Source organism: Kangiella aquimarina DSM 16071, from assembly GCF_000374105.1.
Classification (GTDB): Bacteria; Pseudomonadota; Gammaproteobacteria; order Enterobacterales; family Kangiellaceae; genus Kangiella; species Kangiella aquimarina.
In genome coordinates this window covers 562,071-588,432 of record NZ_KB893650.1, presented here as the reverse complement: position 1 = coordinate 588,432, position 26,362 = coordinate 562,071, and the positions used below count along the sequence as shown (strand labels likewise).

Annotated in this window: 25 protein-coding genes; 21 read left to right on the top strand and 4 right to left on the bottom strand. The window is 45.5% G+C overall.

The genetic code is table 11. The annotated features are described in order from the left end of the window. Positions 1 to 29 precede the first annotated feature (29 nt). Complete coding sequence (locus B158_RS0102895) at positions 30 to 905, bottom strand: LysR family transcriptional regulator (protein WP_018623843.1); 876 nt, start codon at positions 903 to 905, stop codon at positions 30 to 32. A gap of 117 nt (positions 906 to 1,022) precedes the next feature. Here B158_RS0102895 and B158_RS0102890 point away from each other — a divergent pair, with 117 nt between their 5' ends. From B158_RS0102890 to trmH, 9 genes are all read left to right on the top strand, one after another. Continuing rightward, the gene (locus B158_RS0102890; RefSeq protein WP_018623842.1) at positions 1,023 to 2,561 is read left to right on the top strand and encodes an NADH-quinone oxidoreductase subunit L; all 1,539 of its coding nucleotides are present in this window, start codon (positions 1,023 to 1,025) and stop codon (positions 2,559 to 2,561) included. Continuing rightward, positions 2,558 to 5,029 carry a YbcC family protein gene (locus tag B158_RS0102885; RefSeq protein ID WP_018623841.1) on the top strand — a complete coding sequence of 824 codons (2,472 nt, stop codon included), beginning with the start codon at positions 2,558 to 2,560 and terminating at the stop codon, positions 5,027 to 5,029. The genes B158_RS0102890 and B158_RS0102885 overlap by 4 nt, the downstream gene beginning before the upstream one ends. 8 nt (positions 5,030 to 5,037) lie before the next feature. Continuing rightward, on the top strand, positions 5,038 to 6,009 hold the full coding sequence (locus tag B158_RS0102880) for an L-threonylcarbamoyladenylate synthase (RefSeq protein ID WP_018623840.1): 972 nt from the start codon (positions 5,038 to 5,040) through the stop codon (positions 6,007 to 6,009). Between the two features lie 103 nt (positions 6,010 to 6,112). Then, positions 6,113 to 6,652, top strand: a complete 540-nt coding sequence (locus B158_RS0102875; RefSeq protein ID WP_018623839.1) for a nuclear transport factor 2 family protein — start codon at positions 6,113 to 6,115, stop codon at positions 6,650 to 6,652. Positions 6,653 to 6,914: 262 nt separating this feature from the next. After that, complete coding sequence (gene gmk / locus B158_RS0102870; protein ID WP_018623838.1) at positions 6,915 to 7,568, top strand: guanylate kinase; 654 nt, start codon at positions 6,915 to 6,917, stop codon at positions 7,566 to 7,568. A 146-nt stretch (positions 7,569 to 7,714) separates the two neighbouring features. Beyond that, positions 7,715 to 7,963: a DNA-directed RNA polymerase subunit omega gene (rpoZ, locus tag B158_RS0102865; RefSeq protein WP_018623837.1), complete on the top strand. Its 249-nt coding sequence runs from the start codon at positions 7,715 to 7,717 to the stop codon at positions 7,961 to 7,963. A gap of 37 nt (positions 7,964 to 8,000) precedes the next feature. Continuing rightward, complete coding sequence (spoT, locus tag B158_RS0102860; protein ID WP_026309206.1) at positions 8,001 to 10,109, top strand: bifunctional GTP diphosphokinase/guanosine-3',5'-bis pyrophosphate 3'-pyrophosphohydrolase; 2,109 nt, start codon at positions 8,001 to 8,003, stop codon at positions 10,107 to 10,109. 35 nt (positions 10,110 to 10,144) lie between these two features. Next, on the top strand, positions 10,145 to 10,531 hold the full coding sequence (locus B158_RS0102855) for a RidA family protein (RefSeq protein WP_018623835.1): 387 nt from the start codon (positions 10,145 to 10,147) through the stop codon (positions 10,529 to 10,531). A gap of 3 nt (positions 10,532 to 10,534) precedes the next feature. Beyond that, positions 10,535 to 11,227, top strand: a complete 693-nt coding sequence (trmH, locus tag B158_RS0102850) for a tRNA (guanosine(18)-2'-O)-methyltransferase TrmH (RefSeq protein WP_018623834.1) — start codon at positions 10,535 to 10,537, stop codon at positions 11,225 to 11,227. A gap of 69 nt (positions 11,228 to 11,296) precedes the next feature. On the opposite strand, the gene B158_RS0102845 is transcribed toward trmH, so the two are convergent. Together B158_RS0102845 and B158_RS0102840 are read right to left on the bottom strand one after the other, a co-directional pair. Further along, positions 11,297 to 12,214, bottom strand: a complete 918-nt coding sequence (locus tag B158_RS0102845; protein WP_018623833.1) for a hypothetical protein — start codon at positions 12,212 to 12,214, stop codon at positions 11,297 to 11,299. 27 nt (positions 12,215 to 12,241) lie between these two features. Beyond that, a complete protein-coding gene (locus B158_RS0102840; protein ID WP_033413804.1) occupies positions 12,242 to 13,198 on the bottom strand; it encodes a GlxA family transcriptional regulator in 957 nt (318 codons plus the stop codon). Positions 13,199 to 13,474: 276 nt separating this feature from the next. On the opposite strand from B158_RS0102840, the gene B158_RS0102835 reads away from it, so the two are divergent. From B158_RS0102835 to B158_RS0102780, 12 genes are all read left to right on the top strand, one after another. Beyond that, positions 13,475 to 14,698 (top strand): DUF418 domain-containing protein, encoded by a 1,224-nt coding sequence (locus B158_RS0102835; protein ID WP_018623831.1) that lies wholly within the window; start codon positions 13,475 to 13,477, stop codon positions 14,696 to 14,698. Further along, positions 14,667 to 15,503 carry a rhodanese-like domain-containing protein gene (locus B158_RS0102830; protein WP_018623830.1) on the top strand — a complete coding sequence of 279 codons (837 nt, stop codon included), beginning with the start codon at positions 14,667 to 14,669 and terminating at the stop codon, positions 15,501 to 15,503. Before B158_RS0102835 ends, B158_RS0102830 begins: the two co-directional genes overlap by 32 nt. A gap of 88 nt (positions 15,504 to 15,591) precedes the next feature. Continuing rightward, a complete protein-coding gene (locus tag B158_RS0102825; protein ID WP_018623829.1) occupies positions 15,592 to 16,509 on the top strand; it encodes a hydrogen peroxide-inducible genes activator in 918 nt (305 codons plus the stop codon). Beyond that, entirely contained in the window at positions 16,509 to 18,611 is a 2,103-nt protein-coding gene (gene recG, locus B158_RS0102820) for an ATP-dependent DNA helicase RecG (protein WP_018623828.1), read from the top strand. The genes B158_RS0102825 and recG overlap by 1 nt, the downstream gene beginning before the upstream one ends. A 140-nt stretch (positions 18,612 to 18,751) precedes the next feature. Next, complete coding sequence (locus B158_RS0102815; RefSeq protein WP_018623827.1) at positions 18,752 to 19,729, top strand: malate dehydrogenase; 978 nt, start codon at positions 18,752 to 18,754, stop codon at positions 19,727 to 19,729. Between the two features lie 165 nt (positions 19,730 to 19,894). Then, positions 19,895 to 20,401, top strand: coding sequence for a GNAT family N-acetyltransferase (locus B158_RS0102810; RefSeq protein WP_018623826.1), 507 nt, complete (start codon positions 19,895 to 19,897; stop codon positions 20,399 to 20,401). Positions 20,402 to 20,501: 100 nt separating this feature from the next. Next, on the top strand, positions 20,502 to 20,993 hold the full coding sequence (locus B158_RS0102805) for a hypothetical protein (protein WP_018623825.1): 492 nt from the start codon (positions 20,502 to 20,504) through the stop codon (positions 20,991 to 20,993). 22 nt (positions 20,994 to 21,015) lie between these two features. Further along, entirely contained in the window at positions 21,016 to 21,435 is a 420-nt protein-coding gene (locus tag B158_RS0102800) for a hypothetical protein (RefSeq protein ID WP_156823038.1), read from the top strand. Between the two features lie 151 nt (positions 21,436 to 21,586). Beyond that, positions 21,587 to 21,985: a YccF domain-containing protein gene (locus B158_RS0102795; protein WP_018623823.1), complete on the top strand. Its 399-nt coding sequence runs from the start codon at positions 21,587 to 21,589 to the stop codon at positions 21,983 to 21,985. A gap of 153 nt (positions 21,986 to 22,138) precedes the next feature. After that, positions 22,139 to 22,849 carry an SIMPL domain-containing protein gene (locus B158_RS0102790; RefSeq protein ID WP_018623822.1) on the top strand — a complete coding sequence of 237 codons (711 nt, stop codon included), beginning with the start codon at positions 22,139 to 22,141 and terminating at the stop codon, positions 22,847 to 22,849. A gap of 153 nt (positions 22,850 to 23,002) precedes the next feature. Next, complete coding sequence (locus tag B158_RS0102785; protein ID WP_018623821.1) at positions 23,003 to 25,063, top strand: marine proteobacterial sortase target protein; 2,061 nt, start codon at positions 23,003 to 23,005, stop codon at positions 25,061 to 25,063. Between the two features lie 11 nt (positions 25,064 to 25,074). Further along, on the top strand, positions 25,075 to 25,644 hold the full coding sequence (locus B158_RS0102780) for a class GN sortase (RefSeq protein ID WP_018623820.1): 570 nt from the start codon (positions 25,075 to 25,077) through the stop codon (positions 25,642 to 25,644). A gap of 202 nt (positions 25,645 to 25,846) precedes the next feature. On the opposite strand, the gene folA is transcribed toward B158_RS0102780, so the two are convergent. Further along, on the bottom strand, positions 25,847 to 26,359 hold the full coding sequence (gene folA, locus B158_RS0102775; RefSeq protein ID WP_018623819.1) for a type 3 dihydrofolate reductase: 513 nt from the start codon (positions 26,357 to 26,359) through the stop codon (positions 25,847 to 25,849). Between the last annotated feature and the right edge of the window lie 3 nt (positions 26,360 to 26,362).

The window sequence follows — 26,362 nt, the reverse complement described above, 5'->3', positions numbered from 1 at the left end:
AGTCATTGTATTAATCACGGTTCCAATCACTATTCCAAATCCAGCAAAGATTTAATAATCGGCAAATCAAAATGTCGTTTAGCTGTTATGGCATAGAAGCTCTCTGTCACTGTCGAGAAGGTTGTGTATTTCTTCAAGATCCCACTGACTATCTCGTCCTGCACCACAACTTCGGGAACCACCGTTACACCACCTGAATCCCTCGCTAATAGTCTCAGCATTGCCATATCGTCAACTTCTGCATAGGGCGTTACCAATACCCCGTGTTCCTCGCAGTACAGATCAAACTGGGTACGTATCTCACTATCCGGCCCCGGAACCAGTACTTTAACTTTATCCAAATCCTTAGGGAAAGACAGGCTTTCCAGATAACTATCCTTTGGCCCCACAAGACAGACTCTTTGTTTATCAATCAGTTTACAGCGCCAAGGGGTTGCTGAATCAGAAACCACCGGCCGATTAGACAGAATCAAATCCAGCTTATGGACTTCCAGTTTGCTTAACAGGTCCTCAAGATTGGAAGATTTTAATTCCAGCTTAATTTCAGAGTTACCAAATACCGGCCGCAGGAAGTTTTCCAAAAAGTTTCGCGATAGGGTCGCAACCGATCCAATTTTAATCTGTTGTACCTGCTGATGCTCACCGCTTTTCATTACCGACATCAGCTCACTGCCCAAATTAAAAATGCTTTCCGCATATTGCAGAACCACGTGTCCAACCTCCGTCAGTTGCAGGCTTCGCCCTTGACGTAGGAAAAGATCATGTTCAAGCTGACCTTCAAGTTGACGGATTTGCGACGAAAGCGCCGACTGGGAAACGTTGAGTTTTTCTGCTGCACGAGTCAGATGACCTTCTTTTGCAACAGTCCAGAAATAGTGCAGATGATGAAAGTTAAGATTACGCATATATTAACCGTTCTGTTTTATAGAACGTTTATATCACATCTATATATTTTACAAAACACATGAAGCGATGCAAAAATACGCCCCGTCAAGCAATCCAACTTTAATAAGAGAGTCGTTATGTCTTTATTTGTGGCCAGCGGGTTAGCATTAGCTGCAATATTCTTTATCGGATTTATTGTGAGCTATCTCCCTGGCAGACATCATTGGCTTGTTGCTAGAGCAACTGCTTTTCTGGCCCTGCTGGTCAGTATTGCTTACCCTCTTATCGAATGGCTTATAACCGGCCAAACGCCTGCCTTGATCCCGGTTATCATGGGGCTACTGGTCGCCTTGCTGGGCTGGGTGATTATCGGTTACTCATCCCGCTATCTTGAGGGTGAATCCCGCGAGCGGATGTTTGTCCACGCGATTCTTTTTACCATCGCCTGTGTCTTTACCCTAATCTCTACCACTCATCTTTTAATTCTGGCTATCGCCTGGACTGGCACCAGCATCAGCCTGCATTATTTGCTGACCTTTTACCGTGAACGTAAAGCGGCACAGGTAGTGGCTCATAAAAAGTTTATTGTCAGCCGCCTTGGCGAAATTGCCTTAGGCGTCGCGTTGATTCTGATTTATCTTGAGCTTGATACTCTTTCTATTAACACGATTACAGCATCTCTTTCGGCTATGAGTGAACTGTCGGTCTCTTTACAGTTTGCCGCAGCGCTCTTTGCCCTGGCTGCAATCCTTAAAACAGCCCAGCTGCCGCTGCACGGCTGGATCATTCAGGTGATGGAAGCGCCAACGCCTGTTTCTGCACTCATGCATGCGGGCGTCGTCAATATCGGCGGCTATGTTCTGATTACCATGGCCACCCTGATCAATATGTCCATCCCTGCCCAGCTGCTATTGGTAGTGGTGGGTAGTATTACTGCTGTATTGGCAGGCTGGGTCATGATGACCCGTATCAGTATTAAAGTCAGACTTGCCTGGTCAACCTGCGCACAGATGGGCTTTATGCTGATGGAAATTGGTCTTGGTCTTTATGAGCTGGCCTTCCTGCATCTCATCGCTCACTCTATTTACAAAGGCCATGCATTTCTGGCAGCCGGTGATGCGGTGAAACAAGCTGAACACAAAGACTATTTGCCCTCGTGGGCTGCGCCAAAAGGCATCATTATTTCCTTATTTGTGAGCTCGGGTCTGATTATAGGCTCACTACTGATTTGGCAATGGGTTTTACCCAGTTTTATATTAGCCTCAGAAATCATCGTTATCCTGGTTTTTGCACTGGCTCCTTTGCTCTGGTATCAAAAATCTTTCTCGGCGAAACTATTTTCGCTTGGCATTCTAAGAGTGCTGGGTGTAGCTAACTTATATTATGTCTGGCACCTCATTTTTAGTCAGGTCATGCCGTCAGCCGCCAGTGACAATTTACCTCAGTTAATTTGGATTACTTTGAGCTTTGGATTGCTTTATTTCGCCCAGATTGCGGTTATCAAATATTCAGACAGTCGCTTATTGAGAGTCTGCTTCCCCTGGATTTATAACGGCTTTTATCTGGATGAAACCTTTACCCGTCTGACTTTTAAAATCTGGCCGTTAAAGCTCAGTCCGGTTCAGGCTGAAACCAAAGTCAATCGTCGCATCAACACCTCAGGAGAAAGCGCATGAATAATCTTCAACAAAAAAGTGCCAGCTTTGAGCGCGAACTGGACGAGGCGATTGAAATTGCAACCAGCAGCATCGCACCGAACTGGCCACTGGATAAGATGATTGCAGTAAATCCCTACTGGACTCACCTTGAGCACAGTTTTTCCGAAACAGCGCACCACCTGGCGACGCTTGCAGGCTCTCCGATGGCCATGCCACTGTTTTATTATCAAAAGCGGTGGTCAGAAGGCAGTATCAGCAAAGCGCACCTGCAACAGGCAGCTCAGGATCTGAATACCGATTTGACCATTGAGCAATTGGTCGAGGCCCTGAATGGGGACGATCAGTTACTCACTCCTGTGCCACTGTTATGCGATACATTGGATAGTCAACGTGACTTACAGCATAAACCCGCCTGGTGTGACGCCATCACCCATCAGGTTGCGCAGTTTTGCGCAGCATACTTCGATAAGGATCAGTCAGACTGGAATCCCAGCGACCCGGCCCCACTATATGCCAGCTGGTGTCATACACTAAGCGATGATCACAGTATCAGCCTGTTAATGCAGGCCAGCAGAATTCCCAAAGCTGCCAAACAACTCGAAGAAAACCCACGCAAGCAAATACAGATTGCTTTAAACAAGCTCGATATTCCTAAGCAAAACTGGGCAGATTATTTACAAGCTGTTATGTACCGTATCAGTGGCTGGGCCGCCTGGTGTGCATATCTGAAATGGCAGGCCCAATTGCAAGGTAACGATGACGATAATTTGCTTCAGTTGCTGGCCATTCGCCTGACCTGGGAAGCGCTGATTGATGATGGCAAACGTGAAGAAGGCTCGATCTGGCATCTCTGGCAGACCCAATGGCAAAGCCATTTTGAACATTATAATCCTCAGCAAACCATCACTAAACTGGTGTGGCAACGAGCTCATGAAATCAGCTATCAACAGGAGCTGGCGCAAACCCTAAAGCAATCCTCGGTTTCGGACAACCAGCAATCAGAATCGGTAAAGGTTCAGGCAGCTTTCTGTATCGACGTTCGCTCGGAAGTTTTCAGACGCCATCTGGAAAGCCAGTCTGATGATATCGAGACGATTGGTTTTGCCGGATTCTTTGGCCTTCCAGTAAGCTACACCCCGCTGGGTACCGATGCTGCTCGCCCTCAACTTCCAGGCTTGCTAGCTCCACAGATGGTTGTCACGGACACTAGCGGCACGGCCTCAGTAGACGAGTCCATAAGCCAACAACGACAAACAACTCTGCGCAGTCTTTCGAGCTGGAAGTCCTTCCTATCGTTGCCAGGTTCAGCCTTTAATATGGTAGAAAGCCTTGGCATTAGCTATGTGAACACCCTGCTCAATCGTTCGCGCGCGCGCAATACGCATTCAACAAAGCCAGCACTTGGTTTAAACCAACGTCAGGCACAGCAGCTACGCCCACGCTTACAGGCAGACCTATCACAACGCATTGCGCTTGCCGAGGGAGTCCTTCAAGGCATGGGCTTAACACAGCGAATCGCACCGCTTGTTCTGTTGGTCGGTCACGGCAGCCAGACAGCCAATAATCCGCAGAAATCTGGCCTGGACTGTGGTGCCTGTTGCGGCCAGACAGGCGAAGTCAATGCGCGAGCTTTAGCCGGTATCCTCAATGACCCCGAGGTTCGCAAAGGCTTGCATGCAAAAGGGGTTAAGCTGCCCGAAGGCACCCGCTTTATTGCCGCTCTGCATAACACCACCACTGACCAGGTCAACCTGTTTGACGCAGACAATCTCAGCGCAGAAGCTGAGGGAGTTCTACCCGCTCTTAATGATGCTTTGAGTGAAGCTGGAAAAGCCTGTCGAGCAGAACGTGCTCCGGCGCTTGGGCTTGGCAAGTTAGCTCAAAAACCTGCGGCTCTGCAAAAGGCAGTTGTTAAGCGTGCCAATGACTGGGCGCAAACACGGCCCGAATGGGGGCTTGCCAACAATGCCTGCTTTATCGTTGGGAAACGTTCATTAACTCGCAACCTGAACCTCGAGGGACGAGCATTTCTTCACGAGTATGATGCTTCACAAGATACTGATGCCAGCCTGTTAACCCAAATTATGACCGCGCCAATGGTCGTTATTAACTGGATTAATATGCAGTACTTTGCCTCGACCGTCGATAACCATCGATATGGCAGTGGTAACAAAACGCTGCACAACGTGGTCGGCGGTCGTATAGGGGTATTCGAAGGCAATGGTGGTGATTTACGGATCGGCCTGGCAATACAATCAGTTCATGATGGAGAGCAGTGGCGTCATGAGCCTTTGCGAACCACCGTAGTGATTGACGCACCACAAGAACACATCGAAAAAGTCATCAATGAGCAACCTGTAGTTGCTTCACTGATCAACAATCAATGGATGCACCTGGCGCGCATTGAGCAAGGCAAACTATATTTTTATAACCAGGGCAGTTGGCAAATACAGTCGTTATCTGATGCCGACTCGCAGGCTAACTGAATCCAGTAATGAAAACGCTACGACTTGATGCAAACAAACCAGCCGACGTTCAGCTTGCCGGAGAACTCCTGCAAGCTGGCGAGCTGGTTGCGGTGCCCACTGAAACTGTTTATGGACTGGCAGCCGATGCATCCAACCCTGAAGCAGTAGCAAAGATATTTAAGGCCAAGGGACGCCCTACGGATCACCCATTAATCACGCATATTGGTAGTTTTGAGCAATTGGCAAACTGGGCAGCCGATATTCCTGAATGGGTAGAGAGCCTGACACAATGCTTCTGGCCAGGCCCTTTGACCCTGATTTTTGAGCGCCATCCTAATGCGCCCGATGTCATCACTGGTGGCCTGCAAACCATTGGTATAAGAATGCCGGCTCATCCCGTGTTACTTGAACTGCTCAGGAATTTTAATATGGCAATAGCAGCGCCATCGGCCAATCCCTACCAAAAACTCAGCCCCACCAGCGCTGAACAGGTTATGGCCTGTATGGATGGCAAAATTGCAGCAGTCCTTGATGGCGGTAATTGTATGGTTGGCACAGAGTCGACCATATTGAAAGTTAGTCAAAACCGTGCACAAATACTACGTTCAGGGCCAATCTCTGAAATTGATCTTGCACCTCATCTGACAGTGCCGGTAGTCACTCCTGAAAAGCACCAGTACTCAGTCTCAGGCAACAAGAAAAGACACTATCAGCCTGACGCCAGAATCATGCTGTTATCCGCCCAGGAAATTGCTACGCGCGCCATACCCAAGAACAGTAAGGTTGGTGTCATGGCCTACTCCCCCGAGCTAAAAACCATCAAATGCCATCACTTATCCTTGATGCCCAATGATCACCAGTCCTATCGCAAAAGGCTCTTTGCTGCTTTGTATGAAATGGACTGCAAAGGCTGCAATGAACTGTGGATTGAAGCACCACCAACCGGCCTTTCCTGGCTTGATATCTGGGATCGCTTAACCCGCGCAGCTCAGAAGTAAGCCTTATATTTGCTTTTCCAGTTATATTTAGAAACACAATCCCGCAGTACAAAAGACATTTTTCAGATATGATACTTCAATAAAATCAATCGGTTCCGATAAAATGAAGTTCAACTTATATGCAGCACTTTTATTTTTGATGTTCTTGGCAATAGGTACTACTTGCGCCAAGGATAACTATCCCCAAGATGAAAAGGCGAGTCAACTAGACCAGGCAGTCAAACAGTTATGGACTGCCCTGTCCCATCAAGCAAACGGCAGTCCTGATATAAAAGGGTTAGATCATTTATTGCATGACAAGGCCGTGATCACTGGAATCAGACAGCCATTAAACCAAAGTGAATTGTCGCAACTTTCCAAGACAGAATTTCTGTCTCGAATCAATAAAGTCAATCCCTATTCGTTTACCGAGATAGAACTTGACCGTAACACCTACCTTTATGACAACTGGGCTTCGGTTCAAAGCATTGCGTTATCCAAGCGTGTTCAGGATGGTAATACTGAAACTTACAAAGGCATCAACTCCATTCAACTGGCCTTCGATGGCAAAAGCTGGAAAATAATTTCACTGTACTATGCGCTGGAAAGTCAGTCGCCCATGAAGCTTGACCCTCTAGAGCTCATTACTAACGATACTCAGTAGGCGATAACTCGAACATTCAATCGCCATTCTATGAATTCTCATTCAATTTAAATTTGTACCCGAGCTAGCCTCAACTGAGTGCCGGGGCAATTAGCTGAATAATTGCCTACTTTCTATACCGCGCAGGCTTTGTCTTGTGTTATGATCGCGCCTTTGTGTTTTCCGTTTGACCCTCCAAGCCCTATTATCCCTGCAGGCCTTGTGCTATAAAGGTTTGGCTTGGTTGAATATTATTCTCTGGATTTGGATATAGCAGGATTTGATGACGACTATGACGCCTATCAACACCATCGCTAAAGGTACTCTTTATGTGGTTTCGGCGCCTTCTGGGGCAGGTAAGACAAGCCTATTGAAGGCTGTTCTTCGTAAATTGCCCGAATTAAAGGTTTCGATTTCGCATACTACTCGCCCACAAAGACCCGGTGAGCAGGACGGCGTTGATTATCATTTTGTCGATCAAACCACTTTCCAGCAGATGCTGACCGAGCAACGTTTTTTAGAACATGCTCAGGTGTTTGACAACTTTTATGGCACCAGCCGCGACTGGCTTGAAGCGCAACTGGTTGAAGGTCATGATGTGATTCTTGAAATTGACTGGCAGGGTGCGCGTCAGGTTCGCAAACTGATGCCAGAATCATGCGGCATTTTTATTCTGCCTCCATCACGCGAAGAACTGCTCAGCCGACTGACAAATCGAGGTCAGGATAGTGATGAAGTGATTGCCAGACGCATGGCAGCAGCTACTGCAGAAATGAAACACTACGACGAATACGATTATGTGGTGATCAACGATAATTTTGATATCGCCTGTGATGAGCTGGCGGCCATTTTTACCGCACGTCGCCTGCGCATTGAAAGCCAGAAGGTTCGTCAGCACCACTTAATCAATAACCTGCTATCAGATACTATGGAGTAAGCGGTTTTTTACGGTACACTTATTCTATACGCATTTATACAGTCTTTTTTTACGCTTTATTCACTGGCTTTTTGCTAAAAGCCGACTTAAAGCACTGAATTAACCCCCTGGCGAATTCGCCACATTTTGAGTGTAAGAGGTAAATTATGGCACGTGTAACGGTACAAGATGCTGTTGAGAAAGTTGGTAATCGTTTTGATTTGATTATGTTAGCGGCAAAACGCGCTCGTCAAATCGCAACTGGTGGCCACGATCCTAAAGTGGATTGGGACAACGACAAACCAACGGTTGTTGCTTTACGTGAAATTGAAGAAGAGTTAACGACTCGTGAAACGGTTGAAGCAGACGAACGTGCGGCCAAGCGTGAGCGCGAGCAAAGACCGGTTCTATTTTAATAAGCCCGCAAATTAAGGTTTATTATTGATGTCCGATATGTCGCATTTCGAAAGCTTACGGGATGTGCTCGGCGGTTACCTGGAACCCAATCAGGTTGCCGATATTGAGCGCGCTTATAAGTTAGCGGAACGCGCACATGAAGGACAAATGCGCTCCAGCGGTGACCCTTATATAACTCACCCCGTCGCCGCTGCGCATATTCTTGCTGAGTTACACCTTGATCATCAGACCATCATGGCTGCTTTGATGCATGATGTGATCGAAGACTGTGACGTAACCAAACAGGACCTGACGACAGAGTTTGGTGAGACGGTTGCCGATCTGGTGGAAGGTGTCAGTAAACTGACCCAAATTGATTTCCAATCGAAAGAACAGGCTCAGGCGGAAAACTTTCGTAAAATGATGATGGCTATGACGCAGGATATTCGCGTCATTCTTATCAAGCTCGCTGATCGCCTGCACAACATGCAGACTCTTGGCGCATTGCGCCCAGATAAGCGTCGCCGTATTGCACGTGAAACTCTGGAGATTTACGCACCAATTGCCAATCGTCTGGGTATATATCGACTTAAAGAACAACTGGAACTGTTGGGCTTTGCGAATATGTATCCTTTGCGTTACCGAATCCTACAGCATTCGGTCAGAAAAGTGCGCGGCCACCGTAAGGAAATCGTTGAACGCATTACCGAACAGTTACGAACGCGACTGAAAGATTCCCGCATTACCTGCAAGGTGATTGGTCGCGAAAAAAGCGTATACAGTATTTATAAAAAAATGCGCGACAAGGTGGGAACATTTAACGAGGTGATGGACATTTACGCCTTCCGCGTCATCACCGATTCCGAAGACTCCTGTTACCGCATCCTTGGTCAAATCCATAACCTGTTCAAACCCATTCCTGGTCGCTTCAAAGATTACATCGCTATCCCTAAAGCCAACGGCTATCAATCACTGCATACAGTGCTGCGCAATAAAACCGGCATGCATATTGAAGTACAGATCCGTACCGAGCTGATGAATCAAATGGCGGAGCATGGGGTAGCAGCACATTGGCTGTATAAAACCGGCAGTGCTCACCCAGCAGAAACCAAAGCGCGTGAGTGGCTGCAAAGCCTCATTGAGTTGCAACAAAACGCCGGTGATTCGATAGAGTTCGTCGAAAACGTCAAGATTGATCTCTACCCTGATGAAGTCTATGTCTTCACACCGAAAGGCAAAATTATTGAATTACCGAAAGGCGCAACCCCGGTTGATTTTGCTTATGCTATTCACACCGATGTCGGTAATAGTTGCATCGCCTGTAAAATTGATAAGCAGTTTTCACCACTAAGTACGCCATTGAGCAATGGTAAAACCGTTGAGATTATCACCGCTCCCGGAGCCAAACCGAATCCGGCCTGGCTCAGCTATGTGGTGACCGGTAAAGCGCGCTCCAACATCCGTAACTTTGTTAAGAACATCCGTCAGGATGAGGCCGTCCATCTTGGTCGACGTCTACTTGAACAAGTACTCAAAAGTCAGCTTGAAGATTTCCCGCCCGAGCAACTCGAGTCCGTCGCCAAAATTACTCATCACGATACCGTGGATGACATGTTGGCAGGCATCGGCCTCGGCAAAATAGCCAGCGTTCTGGTAGCGCACCGCCTGACTAGTGGCAAAGATGACAGTGACGATACGGTTGTCGACATGCCACAGAAGGATCAGGCTCCATTGGCCATTAAAGGTACTGAAGGTCTGGTGGTCAAATATGCACGCTGCTGCCGTCCCATCCCCGGCGATCCGATTCTGGCTTATGTTAGCGCCGGTAAAGGCTTTACCATTCATCGAGAAACCTGTCCTAACGTGCAACGCGCACACAAGCACAATGATCGCTACGTCCCTGTGCAATGGTCAGACGATGTGCAAGGTGACTTTATTGCCGAGCTTCGAATTGAAGTATTCAATCAACGCGGAGTATTGGCTCAAATTACCAATATTATCTCCAATCAGGAAGCCAATATCGTCAATGTCGATATTAATGAACTGGATGGTTCAACCAATATTCTTACCTTCCAGATGGGCGTTAGAAACCGTGTTCATCTGGCAAACATCATCAAAAAATTAAGGGTCATTCCTTTCGTCAACAAAGTTCATCGTCACCCTTAATTAGAACTTTATACAACCTCTTTAAGGAAACTGCTGTGAGCAAAACCATTATTCAAACTGATAAAGCACCAGCTGCCATTGGCACTTATTCGCAAGCCGTCAAAGCAGGAAATACCGTTTACCTTTCTGGTCAAATTCCATTGATACCTGAAACTATGGAATTGGTTGAGTCTTTTGACGATCAGGTCCATCAGGTATTCAAAAATCTTAGCGCGGTCTGTGAAGCAGCAGGCGCCACCTTAAATCATATTTCTAAATTGAATATCTTCATGACCGATCTTGGTCACTTTGCTACCGTCAACGAAATCATGGCACAGTATTTCGAACAACCTTATCCATCTCGTGCAGCTATTGGTGTTAAAGAACTACCGAAAGGTGCGCAAATTGAAATGGATGCTATTGTTAGTTTAGATGAGGACTAAAGTGTGCAACCGCGAAGTCCTGAGCGTTTACAAAAGATTCTAACTTTATTATCAAACCGTCAGCCTGATCTGACGGTTTTCATGGATGAGGTCCATAAACCCCATAACCTTGCTGCTATCGTTCGCACCGCTGATGCGGTTGGCATCGGACATGTTCATGCGGTATTTCCTGAAGGCGTGCGCTACTCAGGTCATCACACCTCAAGCGGCAGTAAACGTTGGGTTACTACTCATAAGCATGAAACCCTAAAGTCTGGAATCGCAGAAATGAAGGCACAGGGTATGCAAGTTCTGGCTGCCCATCTATCCGATAAGGCAGTTGATTTTCGTTCTATCGACTACACCAAACCCACCTGTATTTTAGTTGGTTCCGAGCTAGTCGGGGTTTCCGATGAAGCTGCAGACCTTGCTGATGAGCACGTAATCATTCCCATGGTCGGTATGGTCCAATCGCTTAATGTTTCGGTTGCAACCGCACTGATTCTTTACGAAGCACAACGCCAACGTTCTAATGCCAACATGTACGGCGAGTGCAAAATTCCTCAGGCAGAAGTCGATGAGATCTGCTTCAAAGCATTACATCCCACCATTACTAAGTTTTGCGATAAACACCAAATTCGCTATCCCAAAATGGATGAGTTTGGTGACATTGATGATCCCGAATGGAATAAATTGCGCAAACAAATCTCACGTTAGCATTTTGCAGCAGTCGTTAAGTTTCTCTGCCACTTAACGACTGATTGCCAACTTCTATGACAAGTGAGTTTATTCATAAAGATAGCGTCCCGCAGCCTCACTCATTGCTCGGTAATTGTGTCCAACCCCGGGGATTATTGTTATCTCCCAATTAAAGTCGTAACCATTACCTTCTGCAAATTGCTTTGCCTGTTGGTAAAAATATTTGCCTCTGGCAAGACGGTAAGTGCCCTGTTTATCAATCACATCATTACGCACTAAATGCCCTCTTGTTTCATTCTGATCATCCTTTTCACCCAAAAATACCGTCAACTTTTGCTGAAAACTTTTTGCAAGTGCTTTATCAGCAATAGGAGCCTGATTTAAGCCATAGGGAAAATCTTGCGAACAATCCGGTACCGTGTACCAACCCGAATTACCGGCCAGAATCCTATTGGCTTTATTCATCGGATAAAATAACGCCAAACGGTGTAAGACTTGTCCTCCTGCGGAGTGACCAAACATATCGTAAGTCTTCGCTTCAAGTGATAGCGAATTGACCACCTCATCAAAGATTCGGTCAAAGTCCGAATATATCCATACATTCTCATTGTGTACTATCTGGTACGAATTAATAGCCGTCCGCTGTTCATTGATCACCACATTGCTAATCATGCCTGCAAGGTTATAACTCCAAAACTCAGGATAATTTTTTTCCGAATAACTTGGAGATAGGATTAGTATGTCGTATTGCTCCGAGGCTTCCTTCCAGGCATCTCGGTAACTCCAACCATTTCTTCCAGCCCCCGGTATAACAAATAAAACCTTGGTATCACTACTGAATGACTCTGGCTTGTGATAATAAACCTCTATTGATTTTTCTGGATGTTCTTCACCCCCAGCAATGACAAAACTGCCTGAGCCTGATTCTATGTTTATCTTGTCGGCTAATACAGTCGTCGCATTGAAGCTTAACCATAATACTATTGCCCTGATTATTAATTTCATATTCTTTCCTTATTGATTTGACATGTTTCATTTCGCAGTAAATGCTTGTCGGTATCTCAGCGGTGAAATTGAAAAGTTTCTTTCAAAGGCCCTTTTAAACCCGTCATAGGATCGGTAACCCACCGAAAGCGCTATTTTCTTCAGGTTTTCATCCGAGCTGACTAATAAAGTGCGCGCCAGATCCATTCGCAGTTCTTCCAGATAATGGGCGGGTGGCTTACCAACTTCTTTCACAAACGACCGGTGTAACTGACGCTCACTCATGTGCGCCTTATCTGCAATCATCTCTACCGTTATCTGTTTGTCCAGATTGTGCTTAAGCCAGTTCACAATGGAAATCAGCCGCTCATCGCTGGGGGTCTGAAGGCTCAAAAAATCTGAGTACTGTTGTTGTGAGCCAGTTCTTTTCAAATAGACCACCATATGCTGCGCCACGTGCATTGCAGCTTTAATACCAAGGTCCAATTCTATTAATCGCAAGGTAAGGTCAATACAGGCGGTGACGCCAGCTGATGACCAATATTTTCCGTCCTCAACATAGAGACTTTTTTTATCCACCTGCAATTCTGGAAAGCGCTTAGCCAGCTCCTCAACAAAGGCCCAGTGAGTTGCAACTTGTGTTCCTTTGGGTAAACCGGTTTCTGCTAATAGAAATGCACCGGTGCAGATGCTAACGACCCTTTGACATCGCGCCATTAACTGCCTGAGTTTTGCAACTGAGTCTGCAGTGAGTAGATTATGTCTAGCACCTTTACCGCCCGGAATAACCAGTGTGTGACAATCCTGCAAAGCATCAATGGTCGTGTTGGGTTGTATCTGGGTTCCCGCTTCACTAACCACTAGCTGCTCATCAAACCCGACAACCTCCACCGAGTAGCTTTCTTTTGCGTATTGGCTTGCTTCGTAAAAAGCGGTCTGCGAGCCAGCCATATCCAGCAGCTCCATGTCGTTATACACAAGAAAGGCGATTGTTTTCCTGACCATCTTTTTCTCTTAATGAATCTATGAATGGCATCATATTACAGTCTTTAATGTCATAAATGACACCTAAACTACCATTTATGCCAAATCACCTACATTTGCCTAGCTAGGTAAGTAGCTCTTAGCCTTGATTCTTACTAGTCTGAGGAACATTTTGTGTCACATTACGCACTGCTTATTTTTCATAGAGATTAATAAAACCCTTAAAGCTGTTTCTCCAACTCATCTTGTTATATATTGATTTCATAACTCTAAGATCAATTCACTAAAGGATTAGTCATGACAACCGCTTTACTGCCAACTTCTTCTGAGCAACGCTATCAAGCCCTGGATCTGATTCGTGGTGTAGCCGTTTTAGGTATTCTGATTATGAATATTTATGGCTTCGCCAATATATTTGCCTATTACATGAATCCCTATGCGCTGGGCGAACCATCGGTTTCCGATGTCTGGGTCTGGTCAGTGACTCATATTTTTGCCGATCAGAAGTTTTATACGCTGTTCTCCATGTTGTTTGGCGCAGGCATCATGCTGATGGCAGAGCGAGCCAATGCTCAGGGTATTTCCGCCGCCAAATATCATTATCGCCGGATGTTCTGGCTGATTATTTTTGGCCTTATCCACGGCCTGTTAATCTGGCTTGGTGACATTCTTTTTATTTACGCCTGCATGGGCTTGTGGGTATTTCTGTTTACCGATACGAGTCCTAAAACCAAACTGATTACTGGAATCGTGCTGATTGTGCTTTACAGCGCCTACATGTCGATGGCCAGCATTTATATTGATCGTATCCCTGCCGAAGATTTAGAGTTCATGCTCAGCATGTTCTACCCCGATCAGGCAACCATTCAGGATGAAACCCTGCCTTACTTGACCAGTTATGCCGCACAGGTGAGCGACCGAATTGATTTCTTCGCCGAAAACGTTTTATCGATGGGACTTACCTTTGGTATTTTCCGCATAGGCGGTAGCATGCTGATAGGGATGGCGCTCTATCAATACGGTGTGCTTACCGCAGCTCGCTCCACTAAATTCTACTGGTTACTTCTTATCACAGGTTTCACTATTGGCTTCCTGTTAACGGCCTACGACATGAGCCAGTTGCTGGCAAAAGAATTCTCTTTTGATGCCTTGTTGCTGTCTTATATGACAATGACCAATGTGGCGGCGATGTTTATAGCTTTTGGCTACATCGCTCTGTTAGCTTTATGGGTCAAGTCATCAACCAGAGGAGCTATCCGTAATGCCTTTGCAGCGGTAGGTCGCATGGCTTTCACCAACTACATTGCGCAAAGTTTAATCTGCACCAGTATCTTCTATAGTTTTGGTTTTGGTCTATTCACCGAACTAGGACGCTTGCAGTTGATGGGTATTGTTGCGATAGTGTTTTTAGTACAACTTTTCTGGTCGTCATGGTGGCTAAACCGCTTCCACTACGGCCCTCTCGAATGGCTATGGCGCTCACTCACTTATGGCAAATTCCAAGCTTTTAGAAAACACTGATTTACCCATTATTGATTTGCGCCCTGTTGAAGATTTTCGACAGGGCCATATTCAGGGTGCTACCAATCTCCCTTTGTCGGAAATCGAAGATTGCTGGTATGAGCTTCCACCTAAAGGCTCCCCGTTAATTTTATTTACCTCGTCTGACGAGCAACAGGAAGTTAAAGACTTGTTCGAACGCCAGCAATATCCGATTGAAGCAATATTATTGGCTGAAGACTTCGAGCAGGATGAACTGGTTAAGGATCCCAATAGTCGCCGTCTATGGCGCGCGAGCCCTTTACTGGAAGACTATATCGAATTGATCGAGCAGCATTTGCCAGGTACTGACCCACTGGCTTTTGATATTGGCTGTGGCTCTGGCCGAGACAGTATCTTTTTGGGCTTACATGGCTTTCAGGTTCTGGCGATTGATCGCAATCCAATGGCCATGGAGCGAATCAGTAATTTCATCGAACGTTGGCAGGTTGACGTCACCCCAATCAAACTCAATTGCGAAGAAGACTATGAGCAGCTCATTCAATTGATTCATCTGCAGAAACCATCGTTAGTTTTACAGTGCCGCTATTTGCATCGCCCATTACTCGATCTTTACCATCAGCACTTACCTGCTGGCAGTATGGTTGCCATTCATACCTTTATGAAAGACGCAGCCAAGTACGGTAGCCCTAAAAAACCAGCTTTCCTTTTAGAACCCGGTGAACTTGCAAATCAGTTTGCCGACTGGGACATATTACTGGACCAAATCCATGTACTTAATGACAAGCGACCGCTATCCTTGTTTATTGCTCGCAAGCCTTACTGATCTTCACATTTAAATGACGTGATAAGCCTGATAGTCGTTGACTTCTTAGCGTCACTTCCTGATCATAGATAGGCAGAGGCTATCAAATATGACATTAACAGAGTTTAGATATATTGTTGCAGTTGCTCGCGAACGCCACTTTGGGCGTGCCGCTGAAGCCTGCTTTGTCAGTCAACCCACTTTAAGTGTTGGCGTACGCAAGCTTGAAGAACAGCTTGGCGTTACCCTGTTTGAGCGTAGCAAATCTGACGTTAAAGTCACTCCTGAAGGCAAACCAATCATTGAACAGGCTCAACATATTCTTGAGCAGGTAAGCCAGTTAAAGCAGATGGCCAAGCAAAATTCAGATCAGCTGGATGGCCCATTAAAAATTGGCGCAATTTTCACGATCGGCCCCTATCTATTACCATCGTTAATCCCCATGCTGAAAAAACTGGCACCCAAGATGCCTTTGCACATTGACGAGGATTACACCCACAATCTACGCACCAAGCTGCGTAATGGCGAACTGGATGTGATATTTGTAGCTCTTCCTTTTGAAGAGCCCGAAGTCGATGTTATTCCGCTGTATGAAGAAGAGTTCATCGCTCTGTTACCCGAAAAACATCCCTGGGTGAAACGCGATAAGTTGCACATTGTCGATATCGCGGATGAAGTCATGATCATGCTAGGCGCAGGTCATTGTTTCCGCGATCAAGTGATTGAAGCCTGTCCACAATGCAAAGACTCTAGCCTGAACCCACAAAAAGACTGGATTACCGGCAGCTCCATTGAAACGATTCGTCAGATGGTTGCCAGTGGTTTAGGTATTAGCGTTATTCCTCGTTCGGCCGCCAACTTCCACAATGAGAAACTGGGGCTGGTCACGCGCGAATTTGATATCCCAAAACCCAGCCGCAAAGTTGCATTGGCATTTCGTCGCAGTTTCCCACGCAAAAAGGCTTTGGAAATTATCAATAATGCCCTTTCGCAAATCACCATTGAAGGTGCCAAACCTCTCGACTGATGGCTATTTCCAAACTCGCAGCAGATATCAATTTGGAAAAACTACCCTGCACCAGCTTAAAAGGAGTAGGTCCCAAAGTTGCTGAGAAATTGGAAAAGCTTCATATCCAGTCGGTTCTGGATTTACTGTTTCACCTGCCTTTACGTTATGAAGACAGAACCCGCGTCAGAACGATTGCTTCTCTCAAAGATGGTGAGCGGGCTTTAATTAAAGTCACAGTTGAACTGGCGCAAGTAAAATTCGGCAAACGCCGCTCTTTGGTTTGTCGCGCCAGCGATGAAAGCGCCAGTATTGATTTTCGGTTTTTCTATTTCAACAAAGGGCAGCAACAAAGACTGCAGCGTGGCGCTGAGTTTTATGCTTTTGGCGAAGTCAGACGTTATGGTTTTCAGTTTTCCATGGTGCATCCTGAACTGACCGCCATCAACTCAGGCACCTCAGCACCTTTATTGGAATCCTTAACACCTATTTATCCAGCCACTGAAGGTCTGCATCAAGCCAGCTTTCGCCATATGATGCGTCAGGCGGTCACACTACTAAAACAACACCCAATAGATAACCTGTTGCCATCATCAATTTTGCAGTCGCTAAAGTTGCCTGACATCAACGCCTCCCTTGCCTGGATTCACTCACCACCGAAAGATGCTGATCTGGCACAACTGCAATCGAACCAGACACCCGCGGTGCGTCGCCTGATCAGTGAAGAATTACTGGCCCAGCAATTAAGTTTATTACTGCAGCGCAATCAGCAAAAAGATTACTCTGCTCCGGTATTTAAGCATTCCGGTAAATTGCAGTCTCAGTTGCTAAAACAGTTGCCCTTTAAACCTACTGCAGCGCAAAAAAGAGTGATACAGGAAATCATCCATGACCTTGAGCAACCGCATCCCATGTTGCGTCTACTGCAGGGCGATGTTGGTGCCGGTAAAACCCTGGTTGCAGCTCAAGCCGCACTACAGGCCATTGAGGCAGGCTTTCAGGTAGCAGTTATGGCGCCCACCGAGCTGTTAGCCGATCAGCACTATCAGTCCTTTAGCCAGTGGTTTGAAGCGATGAATATTCCGTGCGTCTTCTTGGCCAGTAAGCTTAATGCAAGCCAACGTAAGGCTGCGCTAGAAGTCATCGCTAGTGGAGAGGCCAAATTGATTGTCGGTACTCATGCACTGTTCCAGAAAGGCGTCGAATATCATAATTTAGGGCTGGCCATCATTGATGAACAACACCGCTTTGGTGTCAATCAGCGTCTGATGCTTAAGCAAAAAGCACCCGAAGGGATGCAATTGCATCAATTGATGATGACTGCAACACCGATTCCGCGCACCTTAGCCATGACTGTTTATGCCGATATGGATGTTTCGATTATTGATGAGCTACCTCCCGGGCGGACACCGGTGCAGACTGTTGCCCTGTCCGATCAAAAACGCGAGCAAGTTATCAAGCGTATTGAAACTGCCTGTCGAGATGAAAACCGTCAGGTCTATTGGGTATGCACATTGATCGATGAATCCGAAGAAATTCAATGCCAAGCCGCCGAATCTGCCGCCAACTTGCTAACCCAACAACTGCCGGCTTGCCGTGTTGGCCTGCTGCACGGTCGACTTAAGCCTGAACAAAAACAGATGGTGATGGATAAGTTCAAACAGGGTGAACTGGATATTCTGGTAGCCACTACTGTTATCGAAGTCGGAGTGGATGTGCCTAATGCCAGTTTAATGGTCATCGAAAACCCCGAACGACTCGGATTATCACAGCTTCATCAATTACGCGGTCGTGTCGGACGCGGCTCTGTGGAAAGCCATTGCGTACTGCTATATCAACACCCTTTATCGGATAATGCCAAGGCCCGCATCCAAGTTATGCGCGAAACCAATGACGGCTTTGTCATTGCCGAAGAAGACCTGCGCTTACGGGGCCCCGGTGAAATGCTGGGCACGCGTCAGACTGGAGAAGTCAGCCTGCGATTCGCCGATCTGGTACGCGATGCAGAATTGATTCCGGCCATACAGCAACAAGCACATGATTTAATTGCTGAAAATAATGAGCTAGCCCATAAAATCTGCCAACGCTGGCTGGGTTCTCGTCAGGAATTTGCTGACGTTTAGGCTTAGCGCTTTATTGTAAAATCCTATCAAATTTTCCTGCAAACCCTCGCTTTATAGCCCGTCGATCATAGGATTTAGCCTTTGTTTATGGTAAAGTTGCGCCCTTAATTTCATCATCTCAATCAACTGAGGATTCAGGAATGAAACAGCCTGTTCGCGTTACTGTTACCGGTGCAGCCGGCCAAATTTGTTACTCTCTATTATTCCGCATCGCCAGCGGTGAAATGCTAGGCAAAGATCAGCCAGTAATTCTTAACCTTCTAGAAATCACTCCAGCACTTAAAGTGTGTGAAGCGGTTGCTATGGAGTTGAATGACTGTGCATTCCCATTGGTTAAAGACATCGTTGTGACTGACGATCCTGCGGTTGCTTTCAAAGACGCAAACATCGGCCTGATGGTTGGTGCTAAACCGCGTGGCCCAGGCATGGAGCGTAAAGACCTGTTAACCGATAACGGCAAAATTTTCAGCGCCCTGGGTAAAGTAATTGATCAGGTTGCTGACAAAAACATCAAAATCTGTGTGGTTGGTAACCCAGCTAATACCAATGCTTACATCCTTGCTAAGAATGCACCGAGCATCAACCAGCGCAACATCACAGCATTAACTCGCCTTGACCATAATCGTGCTATTTATCAGCTTGCTGAAAAAGCAGATGCTGAAATCGCAGCAATCAAGAAAATGATTATCTGGGGTAACCACTCAGTAACTCAGGTACCTGACATTTCTTTCGCGACTGTGAACGGCGATCAAGCAGCAGATAAAGTTGATGCTACATGGGCTAAAGAAGAGTTTATGCCAATCGTTGCCAAGCGTGGCGCAGCAGTAATTGCAGCACGTGGTGCTTCATCAGCAGCTTCAGCTGCCAACGCTATCCTTGATCATATGCATGACTGGGTACTAGGTTCAGCAGAAGGCGACTGGGTTAGCATGGCCGTTCCTTCAGATGGCAGCTACGGTATTCAAGAAGGTTTAATCTACTCCTACCCAGTAGTGTGCAAAAACGGTGACTATGAAATCGTACAAGGTCTGGAAGTGTCAGACTTCATTAAAGACAAAATGATTGAGTCACAAAAAGAATTGCAGGAAGAAGCTGAAACCTGCAAAGACTTGTTCTAAGTCTTTTAAGCTTTGAGAAAACCGGCTCCAGTAGCCGGTTTTTTTATAACTTTTAAAAGTTGTGTCAGTAACCTACATCTTTGAGTTGGGATGAACGACATATATTATTTCTTTTCTCTAAAACTTTATGGCAAAGTAAGCTGAACTCACCAAAGACTGTTGTCCATGATCATCGCAGAAACTGAACGATTACGTCTTCGTCATTTTAGGAAGTCTGACGCAGAATTTATTTATCAACTTTATAACCAACCCAGCTTTATTAAATACATTGGTGATCGCGGTATCCATTCGGTACAAGATGCCGAAGCTTTTATCTCAAAAGTCGAAGACAACTACCAACAGTTTGGTTTCTGGCTGTATCTGGTGGAAGATAAAGAGACCCGGCAACCACTCGGGGTTAATGGTCTTATACAACGGGATTATCTCGACGCTCCAGACATTGGCTTTGCTCTTATACCTGAGTACTGCGGAAAAGGTTTTGCTAAAGAATCGTCACTAGCAGTGATTGATTTTGCAATGACGCTAGGCATTCCTCATATTTACGCGATCACAATTCATGATAATATCGCCTCTCAAAAACTTCTCCTCTCACTTAACTTCACATTCAATCGAGAAGAATTTCTGGATGACTCAACGGAGCCAACCCTCGTCTATTTACTAACCTTTAGCTAACCAGAAAATCGCATCAGGGAGGGTTATGTCACAAGCCCCCTTGACCTTCTACTCATATCACTTTATGCTTTCTGCAAAATGGAATTAACTACATAATAATATGAAAATGCAATCTCTTTTCAATGGACTGCAATTGCTTCTTCTTGCCTTCATAAGTTACAAGCTGATCACTCTTGAAAGTCAATTATCAAAAAGCCAAGAGTTGCAAATCACACCTAATAAAGTTGCAACACCTCAATACCCTTCTGCAAACGAGGCAAGAGTGTTACAGCCTACTCCCAACAACCAGATTGAAGCAGACATAATCCGCGCCATCGTAGCAGAAGAACTTGACCTAGCCTTATCCAAAGTTCAGATTCCTTCTCAAGAATCTCTGAACAGCTCTATAAGCAATCACTATTCAGTTGATGATAATGTGATAGCCGAAATTAATAATCAAATGATTGGATATATGAGCGATGGCATCATATCTGAGTCAGAATTAAAAAACATTGAACGCTCAATGGCCACCATGAACCAAGCCGAGCGTCAGAAGGTGATTCAAATACTTGCAAAGAATGCAACTAATTACTCAGCAATAATTACCCACTAACACAAGGAAAAACACAATGTATATGAAATCATTATTTGCCACTCTAGCTTTAGCTCTAGCCATAAGTTCGGCTCATGCCGGTTTTAGCTCAGACGTCCCTGTAACGATTGATAATGAGAATAACCTTGCCTATGGCAATATGGTTAGCGCTCGCTTTTCTGATAATTCAGAAGAACTGATTGGTTGCGGTGTTCGTAACTATGCTTTCAGCGACGGCTATGAGTATTCATGGGGATTTTGTCAGGCTAGAATTGATGCTGAAACATCTAAGATTTGCTCAACTACCAATCCAGCCTTACTAGACAAAATGTCTAATATTAACGACTTTTCATATATCAGTTTTGGTTGGGATGAAAATGATGAGTGTACCAATGTAGGCTTTTCGACCCAATCTCAATACATCCCAGAGTTTAAAGACAAGAAAGAAAAACAAAATAAATAAGTTCTAACAAAAGCTCCTTCGGGAGCTTTTTTCTTTATGACATACCTGCAATATTTACTAACACTTTGTGCCCCTTTGTTGCGTTTGATTGCTTTATACCTTTCATCAACTGCGCTTAAATAAAACTATAGTTACAGCAAGGGGTAAAGCTATGTCACTCTTATTAAATATTCTATGGCTATTATTTGGCGGTATTTTTGTCTTTTTAGGCTATATCGCTGGTGGCATAGCTTTATGCCTAACTTTGATAGGTATTCCGTGGGGTGTACAGTTGTTCAAGCTGGCCATTTTCTCGCTGTTCCCGTTCGGACAGGATACCCGAATGCGTGACAACCAGCCCTTCGCAGGCGTACCCAATGTTTTACTGAATGTTATCTGGTTAGTGTTTGGTGGATTCTGGGTGGTTCTCAACCACTTGTTCTGGGGTCTGTTCCTATGCCTGACTATTATCGGTATCCCATTCGGTATCCAACACTTCAAGATGGTTAAACTTGGTGTGTGGCCTTTTGGTCGAGTCATTGTCGATCTAAAGTCACTGCAACCAGCCTAAAAGAACGTTTCATAACCTCTCTACCCAAAGAGACTGTTCGGCCTGCTTTTGCAGGCCATTTTTTTGTCAAAATTTATCCGATTGTTCTACTTTTCCTATAACAAAGCTCTGCTATGATGAACAATATATCACCAACAATCACAAGGAATCGTTATGGGTAAAAAACTATCTGTTGCTTTAGCTGGTCTTTTTGTCGGTCTTGGCATTCTTGCGACCGGTTACTTAATGGCTAATGCCTTAATTGACTTTAAAAAGATGGATCGAGTAGTTACGGTGAAAGGTTTAGCTGAGCGAGAGGTTAAAGCCGATATTGCCATATTCCCTATTCGCTTTAATACCGGCAGCAATCAACTTGAAGAGCTATACAAAACCATCACTCAACAAACCTCAGATATAAAAGCCTTCTTGATCAATCAAGGCTTCACAGAAGAAGAAATTACAACAGGTGCGCCAACCATTTTTGATAAACAGGCGCAGCAATACGGCGGGGAACGAGGCGGATTTCGCTATACCGCGAATATCACAGTGAATGTTTATACGTCGCAGGTAGATAAAGTTATTGAAACTCGTAAGAAATTAATCGACCTTACCGAGAAAGGTATCGTCATTAATAGTGATGACTATATGGCCCGCACGGAGTTTTTATTCAGTGGATTAAATGATATCAAGCCAGTCATGATCGAAGAGGCGACACAGAATGCCCGGATGGTTGCTGAGAAATTTGCCCAAGACTCGAACAGTGCCCTGGGTAAGTTAAGAACTGCAAGTCAGGGCCAATTCAGCATATCCGATAGGGACAGCAATACCCCACACATAAAAAACGTTCGGGTGGTATCTACATTGCAATACTATTTAGTCGATTGATTTTCGATAAACCCAATATCAGGTGCTTTTAATAGGTAAAAGCACCTGCCACTTTTCTGCCACATTTCATAATTACCTTCCATTTTAGTAAACATATCAAGCCACACTCTATTGCTCTAATAAACAATAACAACTAATGAGTAAGGAGCAATCATGAAACGCGTACTATTCTTTTTATTTTGGGGAACATTCTTATTAAGCATTAACGCAGTCAGCATAGCCGATGATGAACTGTTTCCTTCCAGCATAAACTATCGCTCGCTGGAAAGTGACCTGACCTTCAAACAACTACCGCTTTCAACGGACATTGAGATGCACATCAACAGTGTCGTTTCTCGAGTTTCCGTCAAGCAGACCTTTTCTAATGAATCAGACCAATGGCTGGAAGGTGTCTATCAATTTCCATTGCCTGAGAATGCCGCAGTCGACACTTTAAAAATGCACATTGGCCAACGCATCATTGAGGGTGAGGTTCAGGAGAAGCAACAGGCCCAGCGGACTTATGAGAAAGCTAAAGCGGAGGGTAAGCGCGCAAGTCTGGTCGAACAGGTTCGTGATAACTTATTTACCACCAAACTGGCTAATATTGCTCCTGGCGAAAGCATCACCATCCACATCGAATTTCAGCAGCTTGTTCATAATGATGGCACGCACTTTTCTGTGCGTATGCCTTTAGGCATTACTCCTCGCTATGAACCCTCTCAAGCCATTTCCACATCTGTAGATGACTATAATTACCTTTCTTCGGATGCAAAGCCTTCAGCTTCTGAAACCATTGTATCTGATCATGATAGCGCTCAACTTTCACCAGCAACGACGTTATTTAATACTGGTGGCCAGCCTGATCGTCCGGTCAATGTTACAGTTCACTTAAACCCAGGTTTTGATCTGTCATTACTGGAAAGCCCTTATCATCAAATCGTCACTCAGCAGACTGGCGAACAATACACCATCCAACTGGAAAACCCTGCGCAGGCTGAGCGTGACTTTGTTCTAAACTGGCAACCCCAGTTAGGTCAGGAACCCAAAGTTGCTTTGTTTAGCGAAAGTTATGAAGGACACAACTATCACATATTGATGATGTTACCGCCGACTCATGATTTTGTTCAGCAAAAAACACAACCTCGCGAAATGATTTTTGTTATCGACTCTTCTGGCTCCATGTCAGGCGACTCTATGCAACAGGCTAAACAGGGTTTGTATTATGCGCTGACACAATTGGGCAGCGAGGATACCTTTAATATCATCGACTTTGATCATGAGGCGACAAAGCTGTTTGATGAAGCCGTACCAGCCACTCAATCCAATCTAGAAATGGCAAAATATTTTGTCGCGACTCTTGAAGCCGACGGCGGCACAGAGATTGCTAAGGCGATTAATCTGGCGCTTGATAAACCCAACAGTACTTTGTTACGTCAGGTGGTATTTTTGACTGATGGTAGCATTGGCAATGAGCGTCAGATCTTCCAGATGATCGAAAATCAATTAGGCAATAACCGTTTATTTACCATTGGTATTGGTGCAGCTCCAAACAGCTACTTTATGAGTAAAGCCGCCAACTATGGGCGCGGTACTTTCACCTATATCGGTAAGGCATCTGAGGTGCAGTCTCAGCTGGAAAAACTGTTCAAGAAATTGCGCTATCCCGCATTAGAGAACTTATCACTTGAGAACCCGTCTCTGGAAAATGGCGCCGCCAGCAAATTAGAACTTTATCCTGGCCACTTGCGTGACTTATATCTGGGCGAACCTTTGTTTGTATCCTATCGCACCCCAAAAGGCATTAATCACAACATTCAGGTCAAAGGAAAGGCCGACTCCTATGACTGGTCATTTAAATTACCACCGGTGACCAATGGCCGAGATAAAGGTATCGCACGACTGTGGGCCCGGATGAAAATCGATGCTATCAAGAGTGACTTCAATCTTAGCTATGACCAGTCGCGTGAGCAAATCCTACAAACGGCACTCGACTATCACCTGGTTTCCGATTTCACCAGTCTGGTTGCGGTTGATAAGACGCCCGCTCGTGTCATGGAAGAGTTAAAGAAATTACAGTTGGCTAATCGTACTCCTGATGGCTGGAAAGCACCTCATGGCTACCCTCAGGGTGGTACAGCTGCCAATCTTGCCATGCTGATTGGCTTACTGGCCCTGCTACTCGCCCTGGCCTACCAGTACACAATGAATCGTCGTAACCGTACCCAAGCGTAAGCGAGTCAATTATGAAAACCTTCATTCGCAAATACGGTGTTCTCTGTGCACTCCTGGCCATTAGCCTGACCGCTTTTGGTCAGGCCGGTTACATCAAAGCCAAGGCCATACTTGCGCAATATTTGCTTGAAGACGCCTGGCAACAGACGCTTGATGATGGCCAGCCACATAAGCCCTGGGACTGGGCCGATACCTTCCCGGTAGCCAAACTAACAGTGCCAAGCCAGAACATTGAGCAGCTAGTTCTCTCGGGTGCTTCAGGCCGCAACCTGGCTTTTGGCCCAGGGCATCTTCTATCAAGTAATTTGCCCGAACAGCCCGGTCATACGATTTTAGGCGGACATCGAGATACTCATTTTGAGTTCCTGCAATACCTCAAAGCAGGTGATGAGCTCGTCATTCAGGATAAGCTAGGAGTGACCCACCATTACAAGGTGACTCAGATAGAAATTCACAATATAGAAACCGATCAGATTCAGGATAGGGGCATCAATCAGCTGACGCTGGTCACCTGTTATCCTTTCAACACACTGGAAGTGGGAGGGCCATTACGTTATCTGGTCCATGCGGAGAAAGTTTGATTAAATTATATTAAAGTGGAATAAATTCCGATGCTCCTCGTTATATAAAAACAATATCGATGAGGAGTTTGTTATGAAACGTTTAATTCAGGGGATTTTATTGGTGTTGATGCTGGTGGGGATTGTGATCTTATTATTAAGGTAATCAAACGATGATTCAAAATGGGCAGGCACATTAGCCTGCCCCTACCCGATATGAAGATTAATCTCTTATCCTTGCCAATTCAACGAACTGATAATGATAGGGATTCTTTTCATCCGGCTGATGTTTCTCGCGCGAAACTTCCTGCCATTGCAAATGCGTCCAGTCGGGAAAGTGTGCATCACCCTCTGTATCTAAATCAATGAAGGTCAAATAGAGCTTATCCGCATGGTCGATCATCTGGTGATAGATATTAGATCCACCAATGATCATCACTTCTTGTGCATCACCGGCGGCCGCAAAGGCTTCTTCTAAGCTGGTTACTACCTGACAGCGTTCATTATGAAACTCTGAGCGGTAATCCGGATTGCGGCTGATGATGATATTGTCGCGACCCGGTAAGACCATGCCAATCGACTCATGGGTTTTACGGCCCATGATGACCGGCTTGCCTAGTGTTACTGCTTTAAAATGCTTGAGATCAGCGGGTAAATGCCACGGCATTTGATTGTCTTTACCAATAACTCGCTCATTAGCCATGGCCACAATCAAGCTGATGATAGGCTTACTCATAAT